Source organism: Providencia sp. 6390 (assembly GCF_058148425.1).
The window spans coordinates 146,810-171,818 of sequence record NZ_JBYVYL010000008.1 but is presented as its reverse complement, the minus strand read 5'-3'; the positions used below and the strand labels follow the sequence as shown (position 1 = coordinate 171,818).

24 protein-coding genes are annotated in these 25,009 nt (G+C 41.5%); 15 read left to right on the top strand and 9 right to left on the bottom strand.

What is annotated here, in order from left to right; translation table 11 throughout:
* The first annotated feature begins 20 nt into the window (after nucleotides 1-20).
* From AC3Z9T_RS16775 to AC3Z9T_RS16740, 8 genes are all read left to right on the top strand, one after another.
* A complete protein-coding gene (locus AC3Z9T_RS16775) occupies nucleotides 21-1,187 on the top strand; it encodes a nucleotide sugar dehydrogenase (protein WP_490127234.1) in 1,167 nt (388 codons plus the stop codon).
* Nucleotides 1,188-1,339: 152 nt separating this feature from the next.
* Entirely contained in the window at nucleotides 1,340-2,494 is a 1,155-nt protein-coding gene (locus tag AC3Z9T_RS16770) for a polysaccharide export protein (protein ID WP_490127233.1), read from the top strand.
* 5 nt (nucleotides 2,495-2,499) lie between these two features.
* Nucleotides 2,500-2,928: an arsenate reductase/protein-tyrosine-phosphatase family protein gene (locus tag AC3Z9T_RS16765; protein WP_490127232.1), complete on the top strand. Its 429-nt coding sequence runs from the start codon at nucleotides 2,500-2,502 to the stop codon at nucleotides 2,926-2,928.
* A gap of 34 nt (nucleotides 2,929-2,962) precedes the next feature.
* Entirely contained in the window at nucleotides 2,963-5,041 is a 2,079-nt protein-coding gene (locus AC3Z9T_RS16760) for a polysaccharide biosynthesis tyrosine autokinase (RefSeq protein WP_490127231.1), read from the top strand.
* 18 nt (nucleotides 5,042-5,059) lie between these two features.
* Nucleotides 5,060-6,085 carry a UDP-glucose 4-epimerase GalE gene (gene galE, locus AC3Z9T_RS16755; RefSeq protein ID WP_490127230.1) on the top strand — a complete coding sequence of 342 codons (1,026 nt, stop codon included), beginning with the start codon at nucleotides 5,060-5,062 and terminating at the stop codon, nucleotides 6,083-6,085.
* Nucleotides 6,086-6,245: 160 nt separating this feature from the next.
* Entirely contained in the window at nucleotides 6,246-6,749 is a 504-nt protein-coding gene (trmL, locus tag AC3Z9T_RS16750; RefSeq protein ID WP_070929916.1) for a tRNA (uridine(34)/cytosine(34)/5-carboxymethylaminomethyluridine(34)-2'-O)-methyltransferase TrmL, read from the top strand.
* Between the two features lie 81 nt (nucleotides 6,750-6,830).
* Entirely contained in the window at nucleotides 6,831-7,085 is a 255-nt protein-coding gene (locus AC3Z9T_RS16745; protein ID WP_283126132.1) for a type II toxin-antitoxin system Phd/YefM family antitoxin, read from the top strand.
* Entirely contained in the window at nucleotides 7,078-7,338 is a 261-nt protein-coding gene (locus AC3Z9T_RS16740; RefSeq protein ID WP_490127229.1) for a Txe/YoeB family addiction module toxin, read from the top strand. Before AC3Z9T_RS16745 ends, AC3Z9T_RS16740 begins: the two co-directional genes overlap by 8 nt.
* A gap of 203 nt (nucleotides 7,339-7,541) precedes the next feature.
* Here AC3Z9T_RS16740 and cysE read toward each other — a convergent pair whose 3' ends face one another.
* The 4 genes from cysE to AC3Z9T_RS16720 form a co-directional block, all read right to left on the bottom strand.
* Nucleotides 7,542-8,363, bottom strand: coding sequence for a serine O-acetyltransferase (cysE, locus tag AC3Z9T_RS16735; protein ID WP_070929913.1), 822 nt, complete (start codon nucleotides 8,361-8,363; stop codon nucleotides 7,542-7,544).
* Nucleotides 8,364-8,386: 23 nt separating this feature from the next.
* Complete coding sequence (gene gpsA, locus AC3Z9T_RS16730) at nucleotides 8,387-9,415, bottom strand: NAD(P)H-dependent glycerol-3-phosphate dehydrogenase (RefSeq protein ID WP_490127228.1); 1,029 nt, start codon at nucleotides 9,413-9,415, stop codon at nucleotides 8,387-8,389.
* Between the two features lie 8 nt (nucleotides 9,416-9,423).
* Nucleotides 9,424-9,888 (bottom strand): protein-export chaperone SecB, encoded by a 465-nt coding sequence (gene secB / locus AC3Z9T_RS16725; RefSeq protein WP_490127227.1) that lies wholly within the window; start codon nucleotides 9,886-9,888, stop codon nucleotides 9,424-9,426.
* 174 nt (nucleotides 9,889-10,062) lie between these two features.
* Nucleotides 10,063-10,500: a rhodanese-like domain-containing protein gene (locus AC3Z9T_RS16720; RefSeq protein ID WP_070929911.1), complete on the bottom strand. Its 438-nt coding sequence runs from the start codon at nucleotides 10,498-10,500 to the stop codon at nucleotides 10,063-10,065.
* A 483-nt stretch (nucleotides 10,501-10,983) separates the two neighbouring features.
* On the opposite strand from AC3Z9T_RS16720, the gene envC reads away from it, so the two are divergent.
* Together envC and AC3Z9T_RS16710 are read left to right on the top strand one after the other, a co-directional pair.
* Nucleotides 10,984-12,276: a murein hydrolase activator EnvC gene (envC, locus tag AC3Z9T_RS16715; RefSeq protein ID WP_490127226.1), complete on the top strand. Its 1,293-nt coding sequence runs from the start codon at nucleotides 10,984-10,986 to the stop codon at nucleotides 12,274-12,276.
* A gap of 37 nt (nucleotides 12,277-12,313) precedes the next feature.
* On the top strand, nucleotides 12,314-13,306 hold the full coding sequence (locus AC3Z9T_RS16710; RefSeq protein WP_490127225.1) for a divergent polysaccharide deacetylase family protein: 993 nt from the start codon (nucleotides 12,314-12,316) through the stop codon (nucleotides 13,304-13,306).
* Nucleotides 13,307-13,347: 41 nt separating this feature from the next.
* Here AC3Z9T_RS16710 and tdh read toward each other — a convergent pair whose 3' ends face one another.
* Both tdh and AC3Z9T_RS16700 read right to left on the bottom strand, forming a co-directional pair.
* Nucleotides 13,348-14,379 carry an L-threonine 3-dehydrogenase gene (tdh, locus tag AC3Z9T_RS16705; RefSeq protein WP_490127224.1) on the bottom strand — a complete coding sequence of 344 codons (1,032 nt, stop codon included), beginning with the start codon at nucleotides 14,377-14,379 and terminating at the stop codon, nucleotides 13,348-13,350.
* Between the two features lie 22 nt (nucleotides 14,380-14,401).
* The gene (locus AC3Z9T_RS16700) at nucleotides 14,402-15,598 is read right to left on the bottom strand and encodes a glycine C-acetyltransferase (protein WP_490127223.1); all 1,197 of its coding nucleotides are present in this window, start codon (nucleotides 15,596-15,598) and stop codon (nucleotides 14,402-14,404) included.
* A 368-nt stretch (nucleotides 15,599-15,966) separates the two neighbouring features.
* Here AC3Z9T_RS16700 and rfaD point away from each other — a divergent pair, with 368 nt between their 5' ends.
* The 3 genes from rfaD to rfaC are packed head-to-tail and all read left to right on the top strand — an operon-like array spanning nucleotide 15,967 to nucleotide 18,924.
* On the top strand, nucleotides 15,967-16,908 hold the full coding sequence (rfaD, locus tag AC3Z9T_RS16695) for an ADP-glyceromanno-heptose 6-epimerase (RefSeq protein WP_490127222.1): 942 nt from the start codon (nucleotides 15,967-15,969) through the stop codon (nucleotides 16,906-16,908).
* 7 nt (nucleotides 16,909-16,915) lie between these two features.
* Entirely contained in the window at nucleotides 16,916-17,962 is a 1,047-nt protein-coding gene (gene rfaF / locus AC3Z9T_RS16690) for an ADP-heptose--LPS heptosyltransferase RfaF (RefSeq protein ID WP_490127221.1), read from the top strand.
* Nucleotides 17,962-18,924: a lipopolysaccharide heptosyltransferase RfaC gene (gene rfaC, locus AC3Z9T_RS16685; protein WP_490127220.1), complete on the top strand. Its 963-nt coding sequence runs from the start codon at nucleotides 17,962-17,964 to the stop codon at nucleotides 18,922-18,924. The genes rfaF and rfaC overlap by 1 nt, the downstream gene beginning before the upstream one ends.
* Nucleotides 18,925-18,960: 36 nt before the next feature.
* Here the strand turns inward: rfaC and AC3Z9T_RS16680 are convergent, their stop codons facing one another.
* Together AC3Z9T_RS16680 and waaA are read right to left on the bottom strand one after the other, a co-directional pair.
* Entirely contained in the window at nucleotides 18,961-20,421 is a 1,461-nt protein-coding gene (locus AC3Z9T_RS16680; protein ID WP_490127219.1) for a glycosyltransferase family 39 protein, read from the bottom strand.
* A gap of 206 nt (nucleotides 20,422-20,627) precedes the next feature.
* Nucleotides 20,628-21,905: a lipid IV(A) 3-deoxy-D-manno-octulosonic acid transferase gene (gene waaA, locus AC3Z9T_RS16675; RefSeq protein WP_490127218.1), complete on the bottom strand. Its 1,278-nt coding sequence runs from the start codon at nucleotides 21,903-21,905 to the stop codon at nucleotides 20,628-20,630.
* A gap of 329 nt (nucleotides 21,906-22,234) precedes the next feature.
* On the opposite strand from waaA, the gene coaD reads away from it, so the two are divergent.
* A complete protein-coding gene (gene coaD / locus AC3Z9T_RS16670; RefSeq protein ID WP_490127217.1) occupies nucleotides 22,235-22,720 on the top strand; it encodes a pantetheine-phosphate adenylyltransferase in 486 nt (161 codons plus the stop codon).
* Nucleotides 22,721-22,725: 5 nt separating this feature from the next.
* Here coaD and mutM read toward each other — a convergent pair whose 3' ends face one another.
* Nucleotides 22,726-23,535 carry a bifunctional DNA-formamidopyrimidine glycosylase/DNA-(apurinic or apyrimidinic site) lyase gene (mutM, locus tag AC3Z9T_RS16665; protein ID WP_490127216.1) on the bottom strand — a complete coding sequence of 270 codons (810 nt, stop codon included), beginning with the start codon at nucleotides 23,533-23,535 and terminating at the stop codon, nucleotides 22,726-22,728.
* Nucleotides 23,536-23,750: 215 nt separating this feature from the next.
* Between mutM and AC3Z9T_RS16660 the strand changes: the two genes are divergently transcribed.
* Nucleotides 23,751-24,998, top strand: a complete 1,248-nt coding sequence (locus AC3Z9T_RS16660) for an O-antigen ligase family protein (RefSeq protein ID WP_490127215.1) — start codon at nucleotides 23,751-23,753, stop codon at nucleotides 24,996-24,998.
* Nucleotides 24,999-25,009 lie beyond the last annotated feature (11 nt).

The window sequence follows — 25,009 nt, the reverse complement described above, 5'->3', positions numbered from 1 at the left end:
TTAATCCATTTGGTTATCATATGAAAATAGCAATTGCAGGTACAGGCTATGTGGGTCTGTCTAACGCCATGTTACTGTCACAAAACCACGAAGTGGTGGCAGTGGACATCGTTCCTGAAAAAGTGGCGATGCTGAACAACAAGCAATCTCCGATTATTGATACGGAAATTGAACAATTTTTGCGTGAAAAAACACTCAATTTCCGCGCCACTCAAGATATTGCTGAAGCCTATACCGGCGCACAGTATGTGATTGTTGCCACCCCGACGGACTATGACCCGAAAAGCAACTACTTCAATACCAAGTCAGTGGAATCGGTTATTCATGATGTGCAGAAAATCAACCCTGCGGCAACCATCATTGTTAAATCGACCATTCCTGTTGGTTTTACTGAGCGCCTGCGTGAAGAATTTGGCTACACCAATGTCATTTTCTCCCCAGAGTTTTTACGTGAAGGCCGTGCGCTGTGGGATAACCTATATCCATCGCGCATTGTGGTCGGTGAGCGCTCTGAGCGCGCTGAAATTTTTGCTAACTTGCTGCTGGAAGGCGCTATCAAAAAAGATGTCCCTGTGTTGTTTACCGATGGCACTGAGGCAGAAGCTATCAAATTGTTTGCTAACACGTACTTAGCGATGCGCGTGGCCTATTTCAATGAGTTAGACACCTATGCAGAGAGCCGTGGCTTGAACGCACGTCAAATCATTGAAGGGGTGTCTTTAGACCCACGCATTGGCAGCCATTACAACAACCCTTCATTTGGTTATGGTGGCTACTGCTTACCAAAAGATACCAAGCAGTTGTTGGCTAACTACGATGATGTACCGAATAACTTGATTAATGCGATTGTGGAATCTAACCGCACCCGTAAAGACTTTATTTCGGATGCTCTTATTGCCAAAGCGCCACGCAAAGTGGGCGTATATCGTTTGGTGATGAAAGCGGGCTCAGATAACTTCCGTGCCTCTGCTGTGCAAGGCGTCATGAAGCGCATCAAAGCTAAAGGTATCGAAGTGATTGTATATGAGCCGGTGCTGAAAGAAGACGAATTCTTCCGTTCAAAAGTGTATCGTGACCTCGAGGCATTCAAAGCCGATAGCGATATTATTTTAGCTAACCGTATGGTGCCTGAAATCGAAGATGTGGCAGAGAAAGTCTACACACGCGATCTGTTTGGTAATGATTAACCAATAGGTTAAATTTATTGCTCTGCTTTTGCCAAAAATTTACCTTCGCTATAAACTACCTAAAAAATTATATTAAACACGTATAAGTGGGATGATGATAACAACCCATCACTTATACCTTATCTAAACATTTTTTATCATAGGATGGTCTTGTGCTTAGTAAGCGTCTCCCACTTACACTACTCACAGCCAGCATTTTGCTAACCGGCTGTACCGTTACCCCTGGTGTCTATATGTCCACATCAGGCAAAAATGTCGTCGACACTGGCGATCGTGATATCTCTAAATTTGTTGATATCTATCCGATTTCACCAAAGCTGTTAGATGAGATGTATGTAGCACCAGTGATCGCCAAACCAAACCCAACACTTGATAAACAACTTTCAAATTATGAATATCGTGTGGGTGTGGGTGATGTATTAACTATCACCGTTTGGGATCATCCTGAATTAACTATTCCTGCGGGTTCTTACCGTAGTGCTGCCGATTCAGGTAACTGGGTTCATTCAAATGGTACCATTTACTACCCTTACATCGGTAACGTAAAAGTTGTTGGTAAAACACTGTCTGAAATTCGTAATTTAGTTAGCAGTAAACTAGCTACCTATATTGAATCACCGCAAGTGGATGTCAGTATTGCGGCATTCCGCTCACAAAAAATGTATGTATCTGGTGAAGTGGCTAAACCGGGCACACTGCCAATTACCAATATCCCTCTTACCGTTCTGGAAGCCTTTAATAACGCAGGCGGCCTAACCGAAAAAGCGGATTGGGATAATGTAGTGCTGACTCGTAATGGCAAAGAAATTAAGCTTTCATTGCAATCATTGGTACAGTATGGCGATATGACCCAAAACTACCTGATGATCCCAGGTGATACTCTTTATGTACCACGCAACGATGGCCAAAAAGTGTTTGTGATGGGTGAAGTTGGTCAACCCAATACCCTAACTATTGACCGTGCAGGTATGAGTATCACTGAAGCACTGAGCAAAGCAGGCGGTACCGATCAAACAACCGCTAATGCAACAGGTGTCTTTGTTATCCGTCCGATTAAGAATCAAACCTCGGGCGATAAAGAGCTCGATGCCTTGCTACCGAAAAAAATGGCTGCGGTTTATCAGCTAGACTTATCTGATGCGACCGCAATGGTGATGGGAACTGAGTTTAAGCTACAACCTTATGATCTGGTTTATGTTACCGCCGCTCCGGTTGTGCGTTGGAACCGTCTGATCACTCAGTTATTACCAACTATCGCGACCTATAATCAGTTAACTGAAGGTACAAAACGTATTCACGACTGGTAATCGTCATGTTTAACAATATCCTAGTTGTTTGTATGGGTAATATCTGTCGCTCCCCCACTGGGGAGCGTTTATTACAAGCCCATTTCCCCAATAAAAAAGTACACTCCGCTGGCATTATTGCCAAAGATGATCACCCTGCTTATGACAGTGCTATTCGTATCGCACAGCAACATAATCTCTCTTTAGACAATCACCAATCACGACGTTTAACCAGTGAATTATGTAAAGAAGCAGACTTAATCCTAGTGATGGAAAACGATCATATTGATAGAATCCATCAACAGTTCCCCGAAACTCGTGGCAAAGTCATGTTATTCGGCCAATGGCTTAATAAAACCGAGATCCCAGATCCGCATAAACGCAGTGATGAAATGTTTGAACATGTTTATCAACTGATGGAAAAAGCCGTTATACAGTGGCAAGGGAAAATTTAATTTCAATTTTGGAAGGCTTAGCATTTAACTGATTATGAACACGACAAAGAATAGCTCCCCTGCCTCGGACGAGATCGATCTGCTGGCACTCTTTAAGGTACTAAAGTCTAGTTATATTAAAATTGGCTTTTTTACTCTGTTTTTTATTTTGATTGCAGCAGCTTACAGTTTTTTAGCTACGCCTATTTATCAAGCTAATGCAACACTCCAATATGACAAAGCCAGCCAAGTTTCTCTTGTTGATCAAATGAGCGAAATGATGCCATTAGCTAATAGTGGTGGACAAGTCGATTCCGAAATTGAAGTGATTAAGTCTCGAATGGTATTGGGTAAAACCGTTACTAACCTTAATCTTGATACTCAGATTGCACCAGCAGGCTTCTTTAATAAGCTTTGGGGCGATAAAACCAGTGCTGTTGTCGATCTCTATTTAATACCTGAAGATCTTGTTGGTAAGCCAGCTACTGTGACCTATTTAGGTGATAATAAATATTCACTCGATATTGAAGGCCATATTTTAGAAGGCACTGTTGGCATCCTCTTAAAGCAAGATGACATTAGCTTACTCATTTCATCGTTAGTTGCAGAGGTTGGTCAAGAATTTACGTTAGTTAAAAATGCACGCTATTCAACCATTGAAGGTTTGCGTAATACCTTAACCATCGCCGAAGTAGGCAAAGGTACGGGTATTATCAATATGGCAATTAAAGGCGCTGATAAAACCGAAAACGTTCAAATCTTAAATAGCATTATTCAAAATTACGTTGACCAAAATACGGAACGTAAAAAGGAAGTCACTAATAATACGTTGTTATTCTTAGATGAGTATCTGCCTAAAATTAAGACTAAACTGGACAATTACGAAAATCAGTTAAATACCTTCCGTAAAAAGAATGAATCAATCGACTTATCATTAGAAGCAAAATCAGCCCTTGATAGTGCTTTGCAAGTTGAAGAAAAACTCAATGAATTAACCTTTAAAGAAGTCGAAATCCAGCAGCTGTATACGCGTAATCACCCTGCTTATCAATCACTACTCGATAAGCGTCAACAGCTATTACGTGAAAAAGAAAAAATCAGTAAAGCCATTCAAAAATTACCAAATACTCAGCAGCAAATCGTTCGTTTAACGCGTGATGTTGAGTCAGAGCAAGCCATCTACAATCAATTAGTGGCAAAACAACAAGAACTGAGCGTATTAAACTCAGGTATCACTGCCGATGTGCGGATTATTGACTCAGCCGAGTCTCAACCAAATGCTGTCGCACCGAAGAAAGCTTTGATCTTAGTTTTAGCTGCAATATTAGGCTTTATTGTTGGTTGTGCTTATGTGATCGCTCGTGAGTTCTTTAATAATAAAATTAAAGGCACTGAGGATATCGATGCCCTTGGCATAAACGTATACGCCACAATCCCTTTCTCTACCTACGAGAAAAAATTAATTTCTGAAGGGAATAAACGCCCACTGGCATTAGAAAACCCAGCCGATACCGCCGTTGAAGCCATTCGTTCTCTGCGTACCAGCGTTTACTTCTCAGTCATGAACCAAGGTAATAACCTTGTTATGGTAACCAGTGCTTCACCGGGTGTAGGTAAAAGCTTTGTGACTTCGAATATGGCTGTGGTATTAGCGAATGCAGGTAAAAAAGTATTGTTAATCGATACTGACTTGCGTAAAGGCCGTATTCATAAAGCGTTTGGTTTAAGCAATAAAATGGGCTTATCAGATTACTTGTCTCAATCAGATACTAGCCAGCCAAGTATCCATAGTAATGTAATTGAAAACCTAGATGTGATTTGTCGTGGTAAAAATGTCACCCACTCTTCTGAATTGTTGATGGGTGAGCGATTTAAACGTTTACTCGATACAGTAAAAGGCCAATACGATATCGTAGTGATTGATACTGCACCAATACTGGCAATTACCGACTCAGCAATTATTGGTAAGTACGTCGGTACCTCATTACTGATTGCTTACTATGGCGTAAACACGGTAAAAGATATCGAGCTATCGCTAAAACGCTTTAAGCAAAATGATATCGAAATTACTGGTGTGATCTTAAACGGTATCGACGCGAAGTCAGACGATTATAACTATGTTTACGAATATTAGAAGTACAAGGGACATGTAATGAAAAACGCAAAAGTATTAGTCACAGGTGGTCTTGGTTATATTGGTAGCCATACCTGTGTGCAAATGATTGAACAAGGCATGCAGCCGATTATTTTAGATAACCTCTGTAATGCTAACCCTGAAGTACTCAATCGTATCGAAACCATCACAGGTACCAAACCGATTTTCTACGTCGGAGATGTACGTGATAGCACTGTTTTAGATACCATTTTTGCTGAACACAAAATTGCATCGGTTATTCATTTTGCTGGCTTAAAAGCGGTTGGTGAGTCAGTTCAAAAACCGATTGAGTACTACGACAATAATGTTAATGGTACCTTGGTATTAATCGAATCAATGCAAAAAGCAGGTGTGAAGAGTCTAATTTTTAGTTCTTCAGCGACCGTGTATGGTGAACCTGAACATATTCCATTAACTGAAGAAGCCTCTGTTGGTAATACTAACAGCCCTTATGGCACCAGTAAGTATATGGTTGAGCGCATCTTAGCGGACTTGGTCATTTCTGACCCGACTTGGTCAGCAGTATTACTTCGCTATTTCAACCCTGTCGGTGCACATAATTCAGGTTTAATGGGTGAAGACCCTAACGGTATACCAAACAACTTAACGCCATTTATCGCTCAAGTCGCAGTTGGCCGTCGCCCTGAACTAACCGTGTTTGGCGGCGACTATCCAACTAAAGATGGCACTGGCGTGCGTGACTATATTCATGTCATGGATTTAGCTGATGGACACATTGCCGCTTTAAATCATGTTAGCCAAAAAGCAGGATTACATATCTATAACTTAGGTACTGGTGCTGGAACAAGTGTCTTCGAAGTGATCGCTGCGTTTGAAAAAGCAGTCGGTAAACCAATCCCTTATAAGGTTGCTGAACGCCGCCCTGGGGATATTGCGGAGTACTGGTCAACGCCAGCAAAAGCACAACGAGACCTTGGTTGGATGGCTAAATACTCTATTCAAGATATGGCAAATGATGTTTGGCGTTGGCAATCTCAGAACCCTAACGGCTATAAAAAATAGTTTATAACTGTTCATAATCCATTAAAGCAGGCTTAATTTCAGCCTGCTTTTTTATTTGCATCATTTAAAGTCCAACAACTGCATGCATCTTCCTTCATTTACGCGTAAAATCCCTTTCCATTGTTCCATTTAACCTTGCTGTTCACGACAGCCATTCGTTATGCCACATATCGTTTTATTCGAACCTGAAATTCCACCCAATACTGGCAATATAATTCGCCTTTGTGCTAACACAGGTTTTAGCTTGCACTTGATCCACCCACTAGGCTTTACTTGGGATGATAAACGTCTACGTCGTGCCGGTTTAGATTACAGTGAGTTTGCTGATATCAAACATCACCATGACTATTTTGCTTTCTTAGAAAGCGAGGGGCTAAATCCAGATAATAATCAGTCTGCAACAGGTGCCCGTGTGTTTGCTTTAACCACCAAAGGTAAGCCAAGCCATAGCAATGTTAGTTATCAACAAGATGATTATTTGATGTTTGGGCCGGAAACGCGTGGATTGCCCCCTTATGTACTCGATAATATGCCTATCGAGCAAAAAATTCGTATCCCAATGTTAGCAGATAGCCGCAGTATGAATTTATCGAATTCTGTTGCAGTGGTGGTGTTCGAGGCATGGAGGCAATTGGGCTACGCAGGAGCATTATTACGCGACTGAGCTAGCAATCATGCTTTGCTTGAACTTCCCTTGTCCCCCTATTATACTTGTACAGAATTCAGTACAAGTATTGGAGGATAAATGAAAACCATTTCATTCAGTGATGCAAGAAGTAATCTAAAAGCAGTATTAGATAGAGTTGTTGATGATGCAGATACAACTATCATCACTCGTCGTGACTCAGAGGATGCTGTAGTCATGTCATTGGAATATTACAATAGCCTTATGGAAACGATTTATTTATTACGTTCTCCAGCAAATGCCGAACATTTAAATAAATCAATAGCTCAATTTAAAGCTGGCAAAGCAAAGAGAAGAGAGCTTATAAATGAGTAGGTTTTTAATATGGACTGACCAAGGATGGGAAGACTACCTATACTGGCAAAACCAAGACAAAAAAACGCTCAAACGTATCAATAAGCTTATTGAAGATACCAAAAGAACACCTTTTTATGGAATAGGAAAGCCAGAACCACTAAAAGAAAATTTAGCTGGTTTCTGGTCTAGACGAATAGATGAAACAAATAGGCTCATTTATTCAATAGATGATGAGGGTTTAACTATTATTGCTTGCCGTTATTATTATTAGAAGGTTCTATAGGTTCTGACGCAATAAAATGAAACAATTCATCTGAATGACTATTATATTCATCCATCTCTTTTATACTCGTCATACTTCAAGTTGCAGCGCTTTTCGTTAAGATATACGTGACTACGCTCACTTGTCGCCTAGCTGCACCTCGAATTATTTACAGTATAGCAGCGCCAATTCAGACAAAATAATTACCTTTCTCAAATCCCATCGCCATCTTCAAAGCCATAAATCGCACCATTAAAGTTCTGATCCATCTCAAATGATGGCTTATCGCTATTCGGTTTACCGACAATACGTGCAGGAACCCCTGCAACAGTGGTATGAGGTGGGACTGGATGAAGAACTACAGAACCGGCGCCGATTTTTGCACCACGACCAATCTCAATATTACCTAAGATCTTCGCACCTGCGCCAATCATCACCCCTTCGCGGACTTTCGGGTGACGGTCGCCACACGTTTTACCTGTACCACCTAATGTCACTGATTGCAGTATCGAAACATCATTTTCGACAACGGCCGTTTCCCCAATAACAATACCTGTTGCGTGGTCAAGCATGATCCCGCAACCAATACGGGCTGCTGGATGAATATCAACGGCAAAAGAGACTGAGACTTGGTTTTGTAGGTAGATAGCCAGAGCTTGGCGGCCTTCTTTCCATAGCCAATGGCCAATACGATAGGCTTGTAATGCATGGAAACCTTTTAGATATAACAACGGTGTCGAGTACTTATCCACTGCTGGGTCACGTAAACGCACAGCGGATAAGTCCATCGCGGCAGAAAAAATCATTTGTTCATCATTACGATACGCTTCTTCAACGATCTCCCGCACTTCCATCGCTGGCATGATTGGCGAGCTGAGTTTATTGGCTAGCATATAACTCAGCGCACTGCCTAAGTTATCGTGTTTTAGCAGCGTTGCATTGAAAAAACTGGCTAGCAGAGGTTCACAATCGGCAAGTGATTTTGCTTCATCTTTAATAAACCCCCAAATTCTATCCAGTTCTTCGCGCGACATAATGGCTCACTTAATTTTTCTTTTTAGTCCTTCGACGTTGGCGTATGCGCAATTTCATCTTTTGTGGCTCGACCTAATAAGGCTTGTGCTGCCTCTAATACATTTTTATGACAATAGAGGATTTGATAAATTTGCTCAGTAATAGGCATCTCAACACCCGCACGTTCAGCCAGTGCTTTCACTTCTTTGGTATTGCGATAACCTTCAACCACCTGCCCGATCTCTTTTTCGGCCTCAGCCACACTCACACCGTTACCTAGCATCATACCAAAGCGACGGTTACGTGATTGGTTGTCGGTACAGGTTAACACTAAATCACCCAATCCTGCCATGCCCATAAAGGTGGAGGGATCAGCGCCTAAAGCGGCACCCAGTCGACTCATTTCTGCAAGACCACGTGTAATCAAGGCAGTACGTGCATTGGCACCAAAACCCATACCATCAGAAATACCTGCACCAATGGCAATAACGTTTTTCACGGCGCCACCCAGCTGCACGCCAATCATATCGGGGTTTTTATACACACGGAAGCTTTTACCACAATGGAAAAGCTGTTGCAGTTCATCACCAAACTGGCTGTCAGTCGCAGCAATTGAGATAGCAGTAGGCATACCCGCCGCCAATTCCTTGGCAAAGGTAGGGCCAGATAACACTGCGAGTGGAATTTCATTGCCTAATACTTCACGTGCCACATCTTGTAATAAGCGCCCAGTATCTCGCTCTAAGCCTTTGGTTGCCCAAATAATACGTGAGCCAGGTTGGAGATAAGGTTGGATCTGCTTAAGTACATCACCAAAAACATGGCTTGGTACTACGATCAAGATATTCAGACTCGCTTCAACGGCGCTTTTCAGATCCGTTTCCAGCGATAAACTATCAGGGAAAGAAACGCCAGGCAAAAACGCCTGATTACTACGTTCTTGTTGTAATTTTTGGATATGCTTAGGATCATGACCCCATAGCACTACCTGATGGCCATTACGTGCTAACGTAATCGCTAAAGCGGTGCCGTACGAGCCGGCACCGATCACTGTCATTGAAGCAGTATTCATTAAGCGTCCTATTGAACTGTATTCTGCGCTTCTTCACCTTGCTGCTGTTGTAGGTAGTTCATGAACAGAGCATCAAAGTTGACTGGCGCAAGGTTCAGTTGAGGGAACGTACCACGACCAACCATGCTAGTGATTGCTTCACGTGCGTATGGGAATAGAATGTTCGGGCAGTATGCACCTAAGCAATGTGCCATTTGCGTGCCTTCAATACCTTCGATAGAGAAAACACCTGCTTGTTGAACTTCACACAGGAATGCAGTTTCTTCGCCCAATGTTGCAGTGGTCGTTACACGCAAAACAACTTCGTAAACACCTTCAGTCAGTTGAGTTGAAGAAGTATCTAAATCAAGTTTAATTTCTGGCTGCCACTCATGTTGAAAGATGTGTGGTGCGTTAGGCGCTTCAAATGAAACATCTTTTGTATAGATACGTTGGATCTGAAATACCATTTCTGAGTTGTTTTGTTCTGACATAATGTTAATACCTTTTAACTTCCATATGAGTTTGACTGTATATACTCACTATACTCGTCATACTTCAAGTTGCAGCACTTTGCGTTAAAGAAAGTAGGGTGACTACGTTCACTTGTCGCCTTGCCGCACCTCAAATTATTTAAAGTAAAGTATAGTGTATATCAAGCAGATAAATTACTTCTTACCACGCGCCAACGGCAGGTTTTCACCTGACCAACCAGCAATCCCTTCTTTCAGGACAAAGACTTTTTCAAAACCGTGTTGCACTAAATGCTCAGCTGGTTTGCCTGATTCCATACCACTTGCAGAAACAACAATCACAGGCTTCTGTTTATGTTTTTCTAGCTCACCTAAATTATTATCTTTAATTTCAGATGGTGTTAAGTTGATAGAATCAATAATGTGACCTTTGCGGAAATCGTCACGAGAACGTAGATCCACAATGACTGCCTCTTCTTTATTAATCAGAGCAATCGCCTGCGCGCGAGTGATTACTTTTGACTTAGAGAACAAACCTTTAAAGGTCATTACGACCACCGCGACAAGCAGCGCTATCCAAACCAGACTCAATAACATGTTCCGGCTGACAAATTGCATGATTTCTTGGATCATGGGGGGCAATCACTCCCGTTAGTTAAAAACGAATATCAAAGGGCTCAGAGTATACCTTTGTGTTGAGCTAATTACAGCCAGTTAGCGCAAACTAGATTGATTTTTTTGCGAAACGCTACGCAGAAATGGTCTTTTTTCCAACAAAAACGTCATTTATCTATCAATATAGGCATACAGAGGTAGGCTATAAAGCATCCTATCACAGACTTGTTACCCCTCAAAAAGCCACTGTATAAGGAAGATCTCTAATGGATTTAGCCAAAATTAAGCTAATAATATTTGATTTAATGATACTAATTGGCGTAATAAACTATACAATCAATAAGATGAAAAATAATGAGAGTGAAACCATGATTAGCCAGTCAACAGCCTAGCCGTTTGGTTTATCACTATTTATTTGTCAGATTCAGAATTGGGCACTGGTAACCATGTCTATCAGATGAAATAATTAGCTATCGCATTTATTTGAGGTTTTCTATCAGAATGGCCAATATACATAACCGGATGAAAATAACCTTTATTCGTCAGGCTATTACCTCAGCACTGTTTGCTTGTGGGTTAATCGCTCTGTTACCTACTCAGGTAATGGCGGCCAATCAGATCACCGAAAACAAAGATCAGCTACAAAATTTGCTGCAAAATATCGCTGAAAAAGAAAAAAGCGTCAAAGATCAGCAGGCGAAACGAACCGCACTGCTTAATCAACTTCAGCAACAAGAAAAAAATATTTCCGCTGCGGGTCGTGGGCTTCATGAAACACAAACTGAATTACAGCAGTTAGATAAAGAAATCTCTTCTTTAAATAGCAATATCACCCGCCTACAAAAACAAAAAGCCGCACATGAGAAACTACTGGCGGAGCAGCTTGATTCCGCATTCCGTTTGGGTAAACACCAAGGTCTATCGCTATTTTTAAAAGGTGAAGAAGGTCAACGTGAAGAAAGGATCCTCGCTTATTATAGCTACCTCAACCAAGCCCGCGAAAAGAATATAAAACAACTTGAACAAACCACGCTTGAACTTAATCAGCAAAAACAGCTAGAACAGAAAAAACAAGCTGAACAAAAAACAGCGTTAGCAAAACAGCAGCAAGAAAAGCGCAAACTAGATAATGCCCAAGCAGCACGTAAGCAAACGCTTACTGCGCTTGAAAGTACCTTAAAAGAAGATCAAAAAAACCTTGCGGTTATGAAACAAAATGAGTCTCGACTGCGCGATAAAATTGCTCGAGCAGAGCGCGAGGCAAAAGCAAGAGCAGAACGCGAGGCGCGCGAGGCAGCACGTATTCGAGCTGAAGTTGCCGAAAAAGAACGTAAAGCGAAACAAACAGGGTCGTCTTATAAGCCATCTGAAAGTGAACGTTCACTTATGTCACGAACAGGGGGGCTTGGTCGCCCTGCTGGGCAAGCTCTATGGCCTGTTCGTGGGCAAACTCTACATAGCTATGGAGAAGCCATTTCAGGTGAGCTGCGCTGGAAAGGGATGGTGATTGGCGCCAATGAAGGTACTCAAGTCAAAGCGATTGCAGATGGGCGTGTTTTACTGGCTGACTGGCTGCAAGGTTACGGCCTAGTGGTTGTTGTTGAGCATGGTAAAGGCGATATGAGTTTATATGGTTACAACCAAAGCGCCCTTGTAAACGTAGGCCAAGAAGTACGTGCGGGTCAGCCTATCGCATTAGTGGGAAGTAGTGGTGGTCAGGAGCGTCCTGCACTGTACTTCGAAATTCGCCGGCAGGGTAAAACCGTTAACCCTCGCCCTTGGCTAGGTCGATAGACAACACGACAGCCGAAAAATTGTTAGGAAAATAAACATGTTAAAACGCCAGCCTTCTAAGTTACTCATTGGTTTATCGTTGTTAATGGTAACTCTTCAGGCTAGTGCAGCAAAATTAGCGATAGTCATTGATGACTTTGGCTATCGCACCAAAGAAGATAACCAAATATTGGCATTACCAACACCGGTTACCATCGCTGTTCTCCCTGATTCACCACATGGCCAACTGGTTGCCACAAAAGCTCACCAGCAAGGCCGCGAAATTCTCATTCATATGCCAATGAAACCATTGAGCAAACAACCATTAGAGAAAAATACCCTTGCTCCCTCAATGAGTGCTGAAGAGATTGATCGCATAATTAAACGCGCTATTAACCAAGTGCCTTATGCAACAGGTATGAATAACCATATGGGCAGTGAAATGACATCGAGCCTTTCTGGCATGCGTAATGTGATGAGCTCACTTTCTCACTCTAATTTCTTCTTTTTAGATAGTGTCACCATCGGCAATACCCAAGCGGCGAATGCCGCGAAAGAATTTGGCGTCCCTGTAGTACGTCGCAATATTTTCCTTGATAACCACCAGTCAGAAGAAGAAACACGAACACAACTCAATAAAGCCGTTGCCTATGCACGTAAAAATGGCAGTGCTATTGCTATTGGTCACCCGCACCCATCTACAGTACGTGCATTACAAAAATATTTACCACAATTGCCAGCTGATGTTGAATTAGTCGCTGTGAGTTCGTTGCTAAATGGCCATGAAAAACCAAAACGGGACAAACCGCTGAAAATGCAGCCTGAACCTCCTAAGCCATTGCCTAATGATCCATCACTCATACCCAAAAATAAGCACCCTCAACTTATCAAAGTAGGTATCTGTGAGTTTGAATTGCCACCTAATCAAACAGTTCAGTTAAATGGTATTCAGTTTCTGATGTCCGTAGTGGAATCTATCTATCAAGACAAAACGTTGCAACCATTGCTGCTAAACAATAAAAAGCCCCTGTTTTCTCAACAGAGGCCATAAATAATCTGTTCAACGGGTTGCTACAGTTAAATAGCAATCCGTCATAACGAGTCCCAATTTAAAATCACTTTACCTGATTGGCCCGAACGCATAATGTCGAAACCTTTTTGGAAGTCATTAATAGAAAATTGATGGGTAATAATTGGCGAAAGATCTAAGCCTGACTGAATAAGTGTCGCCATTTTGTACCAAGTTTCAAACATCTCTCGGCCATAAATACCTTTAATAAAGAGTCCTTTGAAGATCACTTGCCCCCAATCAATAGCCATTTCAGAAGAAGGGATCCCCAACAAAGCAATACGTCCACCGTGGTTCATAGTTTCAAGCATGGAATGAAAAGCAGCAGGAGCACCAGACACTTCCAATGCCACATCAAAACCTTCTTGCATACCTAACTCTTTCATGACATCTTTCAGGCTTTCACGACTGACATTAACTGCACGTGTAACTCCCATTTTTTTAGCTAGATCAAGTCGATAATCGTTCACATCAGTGATGACAACATGACGTGCACCTACATGGCGACAAACTGCCGCAGCCATAATACCGATAGGCCCAGCCCCTGAAACTAGAACATCTTCACCAACTAAATCGAACGACAGTGCGGTATGAACAGCATTACCAAATGGGTCAAAAATAGCCGCAATTTCATCTGGTATATTGTCTGGGATCTTAAATGCATTAAATGCAGGTAGTACAAGGTACTCTGCAAAGCAGCCTGGGCGATTCACCCCGACACCAACAGTGTTCCGGCACAAATGAGTTCGCCCACCACGGCAATTACGGCAATGTCCGCAAGTGATGTGCCCTTCACCTGAAACCCTATCACCTATTTTAAAACCTTTAACTTCCTGCCCTATCTCAACAATTTCACCAATATATTCATGACCTACCACCATTGGAACTGGAATGGTTTTTTGTGACCATTCATCCCAGTTATAGATATGCACATCCGTACCACAAATCGCGGTTTTACGGATCTTAATCATCACATCATTGTGTCCAAGTTCCGGTTTCGGAACATCTGTCATCCATATACCTGGTTCTGCTTTTAATTTGGACAGTGCTTTCATAAGGTGGCCCTATTCATTGATATTAAGCAATGACGTTTAATTTTTTGCCAATGCGGGTGAATGCGTCAACAACATGTAAAATATCCTCTTCGGTATGAGCAGCAGACATTTGCGTGCGAATGCGCGCCTGCCCTTGAGGAACAACGGGGTAGAAGAAACCAGTCACATAAATTCCTTCATCAAGTAACTCATTTGCGAAAATCTGTGCAAGTGCGGCATCGCCTAACATAACTGGAATGATGGCATGATCAGCGCCTGCTAAAGTAAAGCCCGCCGCAGACATTTTTTCACGGAAAAGTGCGGCATTACGCCATAAACGGGCTCTTAACTCATCGCCTTCACTCATCATATCGATGACTTTAATTGAAGCGGCAACGATAGCAGGTGCTAATGAATTGGAAAATAGATAAGGGCGAGAGCGTTGACGCAGCCACTCAACCACCTCTTTCTTCGCTGCCGTATAGCCACCTGAAGCGCCACCAAGTGCTTTGCCCAATGTGCCTGTAATGATGTCGACTCGACCCATTACATCACAATATTCATGAGTCCCTCGGCCATTTTTCCCTACAAAACCAACTGCATGGGAGTCATCGACCATGACAAGTGCTTGGAACTCATCGGCAAGATCACAAATACCTTTGAGGTTAGCAATCACACCATCCATTGAAAATACGCCATCCGTTGCAATTAGAATATGGCGAGCGCCTGCTGCTTTAGCGTCTTCAAGACGTACTCTTAACTCAGTCATATCATTGTTTGCATAGCGATAACGCTTAGCCTTACACAAACGTACACCATCAATAATTGATGCGTGATTGAGTGCATCAGAGATCACGGCATCTTCGGGCCCTAATAAAGTTTCAAATAGCCCACCATTCGCATCAAAACAGGAGGAATAGAGAATGGCATCTTCCATACCTAAAAAATCAGCCAGTTTTTTCTCTAATTGTTTGTGAGCATCTTGTGTACCACAAATAAAACGTACAGAAGCCATACCAAAACCATGACTATCCATGCCTTTTTTGGCGGCTTCAATAAGATCAGGATGGTTGGCTAAACCAAGATAGTTATTAGCACAAAAGTTAACCACATTCTGACCACCAACAATTTCAATATCAGCATCTTGTGATGAGGTAATGATGCGTTCGCGTTTGAATAAGCCTGCTTCCTCAGTTTCGGCGAGTTGTTGTTTAATTTGCTGATAAAATTGTTGTGACATTATTTTTCCTCATAAATTTGTCCATTTTTAGAGTTTAATAATAGACACCAAATCTATCGACTCGCGCAGCATAAATAAGTTAAGTTTGCAGACAAGATCACGATCATCAACTTATAAGGATATCGCTTGTAGAATGTTTACCTAGCAGTTAAGGCTGTCGTCACTCTACATAAATGCTATTATGGGGGGATTCGTATTCTGTATATACTCTGAATAATTCGAGGTGCAGCTAGACGACAAGTGAATAAGTCGCCAGGAGCATAGAAAACTATACGACTGGTGCGAGTGGCCGTAGCCACTATACCTTAACGAAAAGCGCTGCAACTTGTAGTATGACGAGTATATCATTAACCCACAGAGGTACACCCATGATCATAGTCACTGGCGGAGCTGGTTTTATTGGTAGTAACATTGTAAAAGCGTTAAATGACGCTGGCCGCACCGATATTTTAGTTGTCGATAACCTGAAAGATGGTACGAAATTCGCCAACCTTGTTGATCTTGATATCGCTGATTATATGGATAAAGAAGAATTCATTGTCAGCGTTATGGCGGGTGATGACTTTGGCGATATTGATGCCATATTCCACGAAGGTGCTTGCTCATCAACCACTGAGTGGGATGGAAAATACATGATGGATAACAACTATCAGTTTTCCAAAGAACTACTGCATTTTTGTTTAGAGCGTGAAATACCGTTTCTCTACGCTTCTTCAGCGGCAACCTATGGCGGTCGTAGTGATAACTTTATTGAAGAACGCCAGTTTGAAAAACCACTAAACGTATACGGCTACTCAAAATTCCAATTTGACCAATATGTACGCAATATTTTGCCTGAAGCGCAATCACAAGTTTGCGGCTTCCGCTACTTTAACGTTTATGGGCCACGTGAAAACCATAAAGGCAGCATGGCAAGCGTTGCTTATCATTTGAATAAGCAAATTAACGAAGGGCAAAATCCAAAACTATTTGAAGGGAGTGAAACCTTCCGCCGTGATTTCATTTACGTTGGTGATGTCGCTGCTGTCAATTTATGGTTTTGGCAAAACAATGTTTCAGGAATTTTTAACTGTGGAACCGGCCGTGCAGAATCGTTCCAAGCTGTCGCGGATGCAGTTACCCAATTCCACAGCGACAAAAACGTTTCTGTTGAGTACATTGAATTCCCTGAAAAACTCAAAGGCCGTTATCAAAGCTTTACACAAGCAGATATGACCAAACTACGCGCCGCGGGTTACCAAGCACCGTTTAAAACCGTTGCCGAAGGTGTTACTGAATATATGCAGTGGCTGAATCAAGCAGACGAATAAATACCTAATGAAAATATTGGTGATCGGCCCTTCTTGGGTTGGGGATATGATGATGTCACAGAGCCTTTATCGTACATTAAAGGCTCAATATCCTCACGCACAAATCGATGTGATGGCGCCACAATGGTGTCGCCCTCTCTTAGCAAAAATGCCAGAAGTCAATGCGGCGATCCCAATGCCACTAGGTCACGGTGCTCTCGCTATTGGTGAACGCCGACAACTCGGTATTAGCCTGCGTAACAACGGTTATGATCAGGCAATTGTCTTACCTAACTCATTTAAATCTGCCTTAGTGCCCTTTTTTGCAAAAATCGCAAAACGCACGGGCTGGCGTGGTGAAATGCGTTATGGTTTACTGAATGATATCCGAACCTTGGATAAGGCTGCCTTTCCACTTATGGTGCAACGTTATGTAGCACTCGCTTATGATAAGCAAACTATTCATAGTGCAAAGGATATTCCTAAGCCTATCCTTTGGCCTAAATTAGCCGTTAATCCACAAGAAACCGCTGAAGCCGCAAACGCGTTTAATATCGATACTTCACGCCCAATTATTGGTTTTTGCCCCGGTGCTGAGTTTGGACCAGCAAAACGCTGGCCTCATTATCACTACGCAGCTCTGGCAGAGCAGCTAATCAGTGAAAAAGGTTATCAAGTACTTCTGTTTGGTTCGCAGAAAGACCATGAAGCAGGCGAAGACATAAAGCAAAGTCTAACCGGTACCGCTCGTGAACATTGTATTAACCTTGCCGGTAAAACATCATTAGAGCAAGCGGTTAACTTAATCGCAGGCTGCCAAGCAGTGATCACTAACGACTCAGGTTTAATGCATGTTGCTGCGGCATTAGATAAACCGCTGGTTGCTTTGTATGGCCCTAGCAGCCCTGATTTTACACCGCCTTTATCAAATAAAGCGCAAGTGATCCGCCTGATCACGGGCTACCATAAAGTACGCAAAGGCGACGGTGAAAGTGGCTATCATCAAAGTTTAATTGATATCCAGCCTGAATTAGTGATTGACGCTCTCGCTCGCTTGCAAATAGGTATCGACTAATGCGTGTACTTTTAGTCAAAACATCATCAATGGGGGATGTTTTACACTCTCTACCTGCATTAACTGATGCTCAACAGGTTTTCCCTGAGATCCAGTTTGATTGGGTTGTTGAAGAAGGGTTCGCACAAATTCCAACGTGGCATAGTGCTGTTAACCGAGTGATCCCTGTTGCCATAAGACGTTGGCGTAAAAATTGGTTTTCAGCACCGATCCGCGCCGAACGAGCAGCATTTCGTCAACAACTTACTGCAACTCACTATGATGCAATTATTGATGCACAAGGGTTACTTAAAAGCGCATTTTTAGTGACTCGACTCGCACATGGGTCAAAGCATGGTTATGATCGCCACAGCATACGTGAACCCATTGCCAGTTTTTTTTATGACTACAAATACAAAATTAGTAAACAACAGCATGCTGTAGAACGTATTCGTCAACTATTTGCCGCTAGCCTTGGTTATGATTGCCCTAAAGTACAAGGCGATTATGCAATTGCACAGCATTTTTTGCATGCTCCAACAGCGCCACACAGTGATTATGTTGTTTTCTTACACTCCACCACTCGTGATGATAAGCATTGGCCAGAAGAACATTGGCGCAGTTTAATCGCTCTGATGGCTAAAAGCGGTGTAAAAATAAAACTACCTTGGGGTGCTGAGCATGAACATCAAAGGGCACTACGCCTAGCTGACGGATTTGATTATGTCGAGGTTTTACCTAAACTAACTTTAGCCGAAGTAGCATTGCAGATTGCCAATGCAAAAGCCGTTGTCTCTGTGGATACAGGTCTTAGCCATTTAACCGCTGCATTGGATAAGACAAACTTCACCTTATTCGGCCCAACCGACCCGGGGCTAATTGGCGGCTATGGTTTAGGCCAACATGAGATTAAGTCGGTGGATAAGACAATGAAGTCAATTGAGCCAGCAATCGTTTTTAATCAGTTAAAAAGCGCCTTATAGCAAAACGGCTACTTACGTAGCCGTTAACTTATTTTACTAGTTCTCCGGGGCTATAAACCCAAAGCACATTGTTTCTGGCTTAGCATCAGGTTCAGAACGATACACCACATCTTCTTTTTCAATCTTAAATTGTGGCCAATACTTACGAACCTTATCAAAGTTCTCATGAGCGCAGTCATCGTATTTACGGCCCAACAATATCGCCCCATTCTGACGAATTTCAGTTTCGGTAATATCACGGTTATACACATTCGGTGGCATATGATGTTCTAGTGTCCATGGTTGGATCACATGCGGTCTGTCTTTTGCGTAAATAATAAACCACTGGTGTAAATTATCTTCTCCGCCAACATATTTCAAAGGCGTACCGTAGCGTTCATGCCAACGCTGCTCTCCCTCTGCAATTAAGGTTTTCACACCAATAAATTTCTGCCCAGCGCCTCGAATGTTGGCACCTTGTACGATAGCGTAGCCAAGCAATACCAAAGCCCCAAAAATAGCTAAACCAATTAACGGCTTTCTAAGTGGCTTTTTCGGCATAACGGTAATCGAACCAACAAATAGAGGTGCACATACCGCCATAAATGGTTGTAACCATTCAGTGATGCGACCGCCATCATGGAAAGAAAACCAACCATAAATCACCACTAGAGGGAACAATATAATAAAGTTGACCATACGATTAGCCAAAGCCTTTGGCCAACCGAGTTTGCCACCACAGCTATATAGAATAATTGCTGCGATGATTAATGGGTAAAAAACACTGAGAGCAGCTTGAGTTGTATGTAAGTTAAATCCAGGGTCAATCTGTGAATCGACCCATTTGAAGGCAGAAAAATCACTCTCCATCAACCAAAATAAGTTAGGTAAAACAATCGCAAACCAAAGCGCTATCGCTAAATAGAACACAGGGTGTCGATAGCTTTGACGAGCTTGCTTAATAAATAATGTTAATAAAAATACTGAACCAACTAATGCAAGTGTTGAATATTTCCCCATTGTGGCAAGGCCCGCGCACAGGGCAAACAGTAGCCACCATGCAGGGTTATCGTAAACTGCACGCAAGAAGAAATAGAGGATCCACGCCCAGAAGGTCACTAAAATATAGTTGTCATTATAAGGAATGATATCAAAATTAATCACTCCAGATAAATTCAACATCAACATCGCGAACCATGCGAGATCACGGCGCCCAGTTAAGCGATACGCAAGTTTCCAGACGCCCAATAAACCAAAGGCAATACCAACAAAATGAATAAAGTACCAATAAAAGCTATAGGAAATGCCAAGATGTATAGCCGGCCACATCACCATGCCAACAAACCAAGGATTTTTTGGTGATCCCCACTCTCCATTCATACCCCAGTTAACGGCTTCAACCGCATCATAAGGCACTGTTGGATCTAAGTAAAAGCTGGCTAAAATCCATGCAATGGCATAGCCAATGACCCACAAATAAACATATTTGTTCGATATTGATTGATTGATTGCTGGCATACTGTCTTAAATAGTCAAGTAAAGGTATTCATTATCTATTAGGCGCATGTATAACATCTATGAATACAAGCCTAATAGTGCGAATGGAAATGAAAGGGCGAATTCTACTATAGTTTAGTGTGAATAATAAGAAAGGGAGACAAATAGTCATCTTCTATTGTCATTTTATTCAAGTTTAGTGTCGCAAACCCAGAAAATTGATAGTGCTATTGTTCTTTTGGCGGTAAATACGGCTGCAAAAGCTTGAGTAGACGTTGAAGTGCTCCTTGATTTTCATGTAACACTTCCGCAGCATGGCGACCATAATATAAACGATAGTCTTCGTCAGAAAGAAGGCTAGTCACAGCTTGTGCCATCGTTTCACTATCGGTAACGGTGATCATCCCATCCGCTTGCTTTAATTTCCCACAGATATCTTTGAAATTAAAAGTATGAGGCCCCATCAAAACAGGCAAAGCGTGTGCCGCTGCTTCTAACGGGTTATGACCCCCTGTTTCTACAAGGCTACCACCAACAAACGCTAAATCAGCAATCCCATACAGTAACATCAGCTCACCCATGGTATCGCCAATAACTACCTGAACATCTGAGGCAGGCACAATACCTTGGCTACGGCGAATTGATTTTAATCCGACCTTAGTCGTTAATTCTTCAGCTTTAGTAAAGCGTTCAGGATGGCGGGGTACCAAAATCAATAATAAATCAGGAAAACGTTTTAACAATTGCTGATGCGCATCTAAAACGATCGCTTCTTCACCTTCATGAGTACTTGTTGCGATCCAAACAGGCCGATGTGCGGCCCATTGACGACGCAAAGTGACCGCTCTAACAGCAAGCTCAGGTGTCACTGAAATATCAAATTTTAAGCTACCAGTCACATTTAATTGGACTCGTCGTAAACCTAGCTGAATAAAACGCTCACCATCTTCTTGATGCTGTGCCGCAACCATAGTGACATTACGTAGCATTCGCTTCACAAAACTACCTAGTTTTTGGTAGCCCGCAGCGGAACGTTCAGACAAACGAGCATTAGCAATCACCAACGGTATTTTGCGATGATGCAACTGATTAATCATGTTTGGCCATAGTTCTGTTTCCATAATAATCACCAGTTTAGGATCAACTTGATTAAGGAAACGGCGCATAGAGCCGGGAAGGTCATAAGGAAGATAGACATGATAAACATCATCACCAAAAGCTGACACAACGCGTTCCGATCCTGTCGGAGTCATCGTTGTGACTGTAATAGGCAATGATGGATAATGATGGCGTAGTGCCCGAACTAAAGGCACGGCAGCAAGTGTTTCACCAACCGAAACAGAATGCAGTAATATCCCACCGGGTGCAACTTTACCCGCACAAAAACCATAGCGCTCCCCCCAACGTTTACGATACGCAGGTGCTTTACGGCCTCTCACTAATAGACGAACCCAAATAAGAGGCTGAATAAGATAAAGGAGTACTTGATATAAACGCAATAACATTCGATCTGATTCACTTACCAAAATTGGCGCTATCTTAACACAAACCTTTCATGAAGGTGTGTAGAATATGCACTTAAAAATAACCTTAAAATTAAATTATGCCCTAAATAATTCGAGGTGAGCTAGGCATCAAGCGAATAGGATGCAAAAAGCCATGCATAAGTAAGTGAATAAAGGTGACTCAACAACACTGCAACTTGAATTATAACGAGCCAAGCCATTCGTCAGTTGCAACAACCGCAAATAGTCGATAATGTTGAACTCATGATTATGTTACTTAATGCTAACTAGCTAGATTAAGTACTTACAAATAATGAGATACCAACATCATGAAACATAAAGCTATCTACCCTGGCACCTTTGACCCCATCACATCAGGACATATTGATATTGTTTCACGTGCGGCAGCCATGTTTGACCACGTATTACTAGCAATTGCCAATAGTCAGCGTAAAAGCCCTATGTTTACCCTTGAAGAACGCGTCGACCTAGCAAAACAGGTAACTTCACATTTAAGTAATGTTGAAGTTGTTGGTTTTTCAGAACTCATGGCTAGCTTCGCACAAAAGCACGATGCCAATATTCTTATTCGCGGAGTTCGTTCAGTTGCAGACTTTGAGTATGAGTGGCAGCTCGCTAACATGAACCGCCATTTAGTACCTGAATTGGAAACCGTATTTTTGCTTCCTTCACAAAACTTATCTTTTATTTCATCGTCACTGATAAAAGATGTTGCACTCCATGATGGTGATGTTTCCTCATTTTTACCTGCTGTTGTTGAGCAGGCTATGCTAAAAAAGCTCAATAAGTCCTAAAGGACCTACTTTTGGCAATTCGGGCAATAAAATGTACTACGCTGGCCTTGTTTAATACTTAAAATTAATGTGCCACACATTAAACAAGGCTCGCCTTTTTTGCCATAGACAAACAGTTCTTGAGCAAAGTACCCTGGTTTACCGTCTGATTGCAGAAAATCTTTCAATGTCGTCCCACCTTGCTCGATAGAACGTTGCAGGACTTTTTTGATCTGTGCGACTAACTCTATCGATTGTTCGAGTGTCAGCGTATTAGTCATCTTTTCTGGAGAAATCCTCGTAGCAAATAAAGCCTCATTTGCATAAATATTACCAACGCCAACTACGACTTTATTATCCATCAGCCAAGGCTTGATCGCGATTTTGCGTTTCGCCGCTTGTTCAAATAAGTACTGTGCATTAAATGCATCAGAAAGCGGTTCAGGACCTAAATGCGCGAGAACAGTGCTTGTTTCAAGATCATCACACCATAACCAAGCACCGAAACGCCTTGGGTCGGTATACCGCAAAACTTTGCCATCTTTCAAGACAAGGTCAACATGGTCGTGTTTTTCTTCAGGTAATTCTTCGAGCAAAATACGTAAACTTCCAGACATGCCTAAATGAATGATGATCCAACCTTTTTCTAACTCAATCAGCAGGTATTTAGCGCGACGCTGCACACTGAGGATCTTTTCATCAGACAATCGTTTGATTTGCTCTGAAACAGGCCAACGTAAACGATCGTTACGCACTATTGCATATTGAATTGAGTTTCCAACAAGGTGAGGCTCTATTCCTCTACGACTGGTTTCAACCTCGGGTAATTCTGGCATGAGTGGCTCCCTCAGTAACAAGTTGATTTATATAAAATCAACAAATCTTAAACTAAGACACAGCATTTATCGCTAGCTAGCTGGACATCTTTGCACATGATAAATACAATCCAGATATAAGCAATATAAGATGTTATGTTTAACATGATAACAACACTGTAATAGTACTTTATGATGTCTAAGAAGATATCATCAACGATAAAATAGGAAAATTTGTGGATATCAGAAAAAATATTATTAGCCAATTCCCTTTTCTATTAATATCGCTGATTATTTTGGGTATGTTCACAAATGATACCCAAGGTGTTTTAAACATTTCAGCTGTGTTATTGCTTATTACAACCATCGGTATTGCCATAAAAAACAAAATAAATATTAAGAGCGACATTGTAAGCCTAGTAAAAGCCAGAAAGGTTTTTTTCTTATTTAATATCTGGTGTTTTTTCTGTATAGCCTTCTTTACTTACTCTAATTTCACCTTAGATGCATTTAAAGAGTTCTTTAATGACTGGCGATATGTGATAATTATTTCATTATTTTTGTTGGTGTTTAAAAATGATCAGCCAAAGCATATTAAGACGATAAGTTATGCGCTTATCGCCACATTGGCCTTTACTATTTTCATTACCCCTGCGCTAAAACAATTTAAAGATAGTAGCTTACCTTTATTTTTACAGCTCAGATATGGTTTTGCGCACTATACAACCTTACTTTTTCCATTTACTTTTAGTGCCGCATTCGTATTTAAAAATGTATTAATGAAATTAGCAATGCTGCTATTATCAACATTAGCATTTTTGTTTTTATTATATACTGGTAGCCGTGGTGGAGTCTTAGCCTTATTAATAGAGTCAGTCTTAGTTATATTTGTTTTTTCTAAGAATATAAAGTTATTTTCCTTAAATATTGCCACCTTTACTATAAGTAGCTTGGTGATCACGACAATAGCCTATAAAGAAATCCCTCAAGTTAAAACAAAAATTGATCAGACTTTGTATTCAAAAAATATCACTTCCAGTCGAGATAAAATTATCTCAACTCGCCTGCCTATATTTATGAATAATAAAGAAATTTTTACTTTTGGTGCAGGTTATGGCTCGGTATCTTATAATCAGTATTTGAATGATAATAAAGCTGAGCGATTCTCAGGCGGTGGAGGGTTTTCTAAACGAAAAAATGAGTATGTACACAATAATGATGACCCATTCTTTTTAAATATTATCTACAATGTTGGTTTAGGTGGATTGATTTTATTCTGCATTGCTTTCTTTATAAATCAAAAAGATCTCTATCGCAGCATTAAAATACAAAAAGACATACTCAATGTGGGTATTTTTGTATCGTCCATTGGCTATTTTTTGGTTTACTGTCTTTTTGAGTTTATCTTTCTAGATATTTTCTTTTTATATAATATATTAGTTGTTATCTTAATAAATAAAAAACCATCACTATCAGATAATTAATAACCTATGTA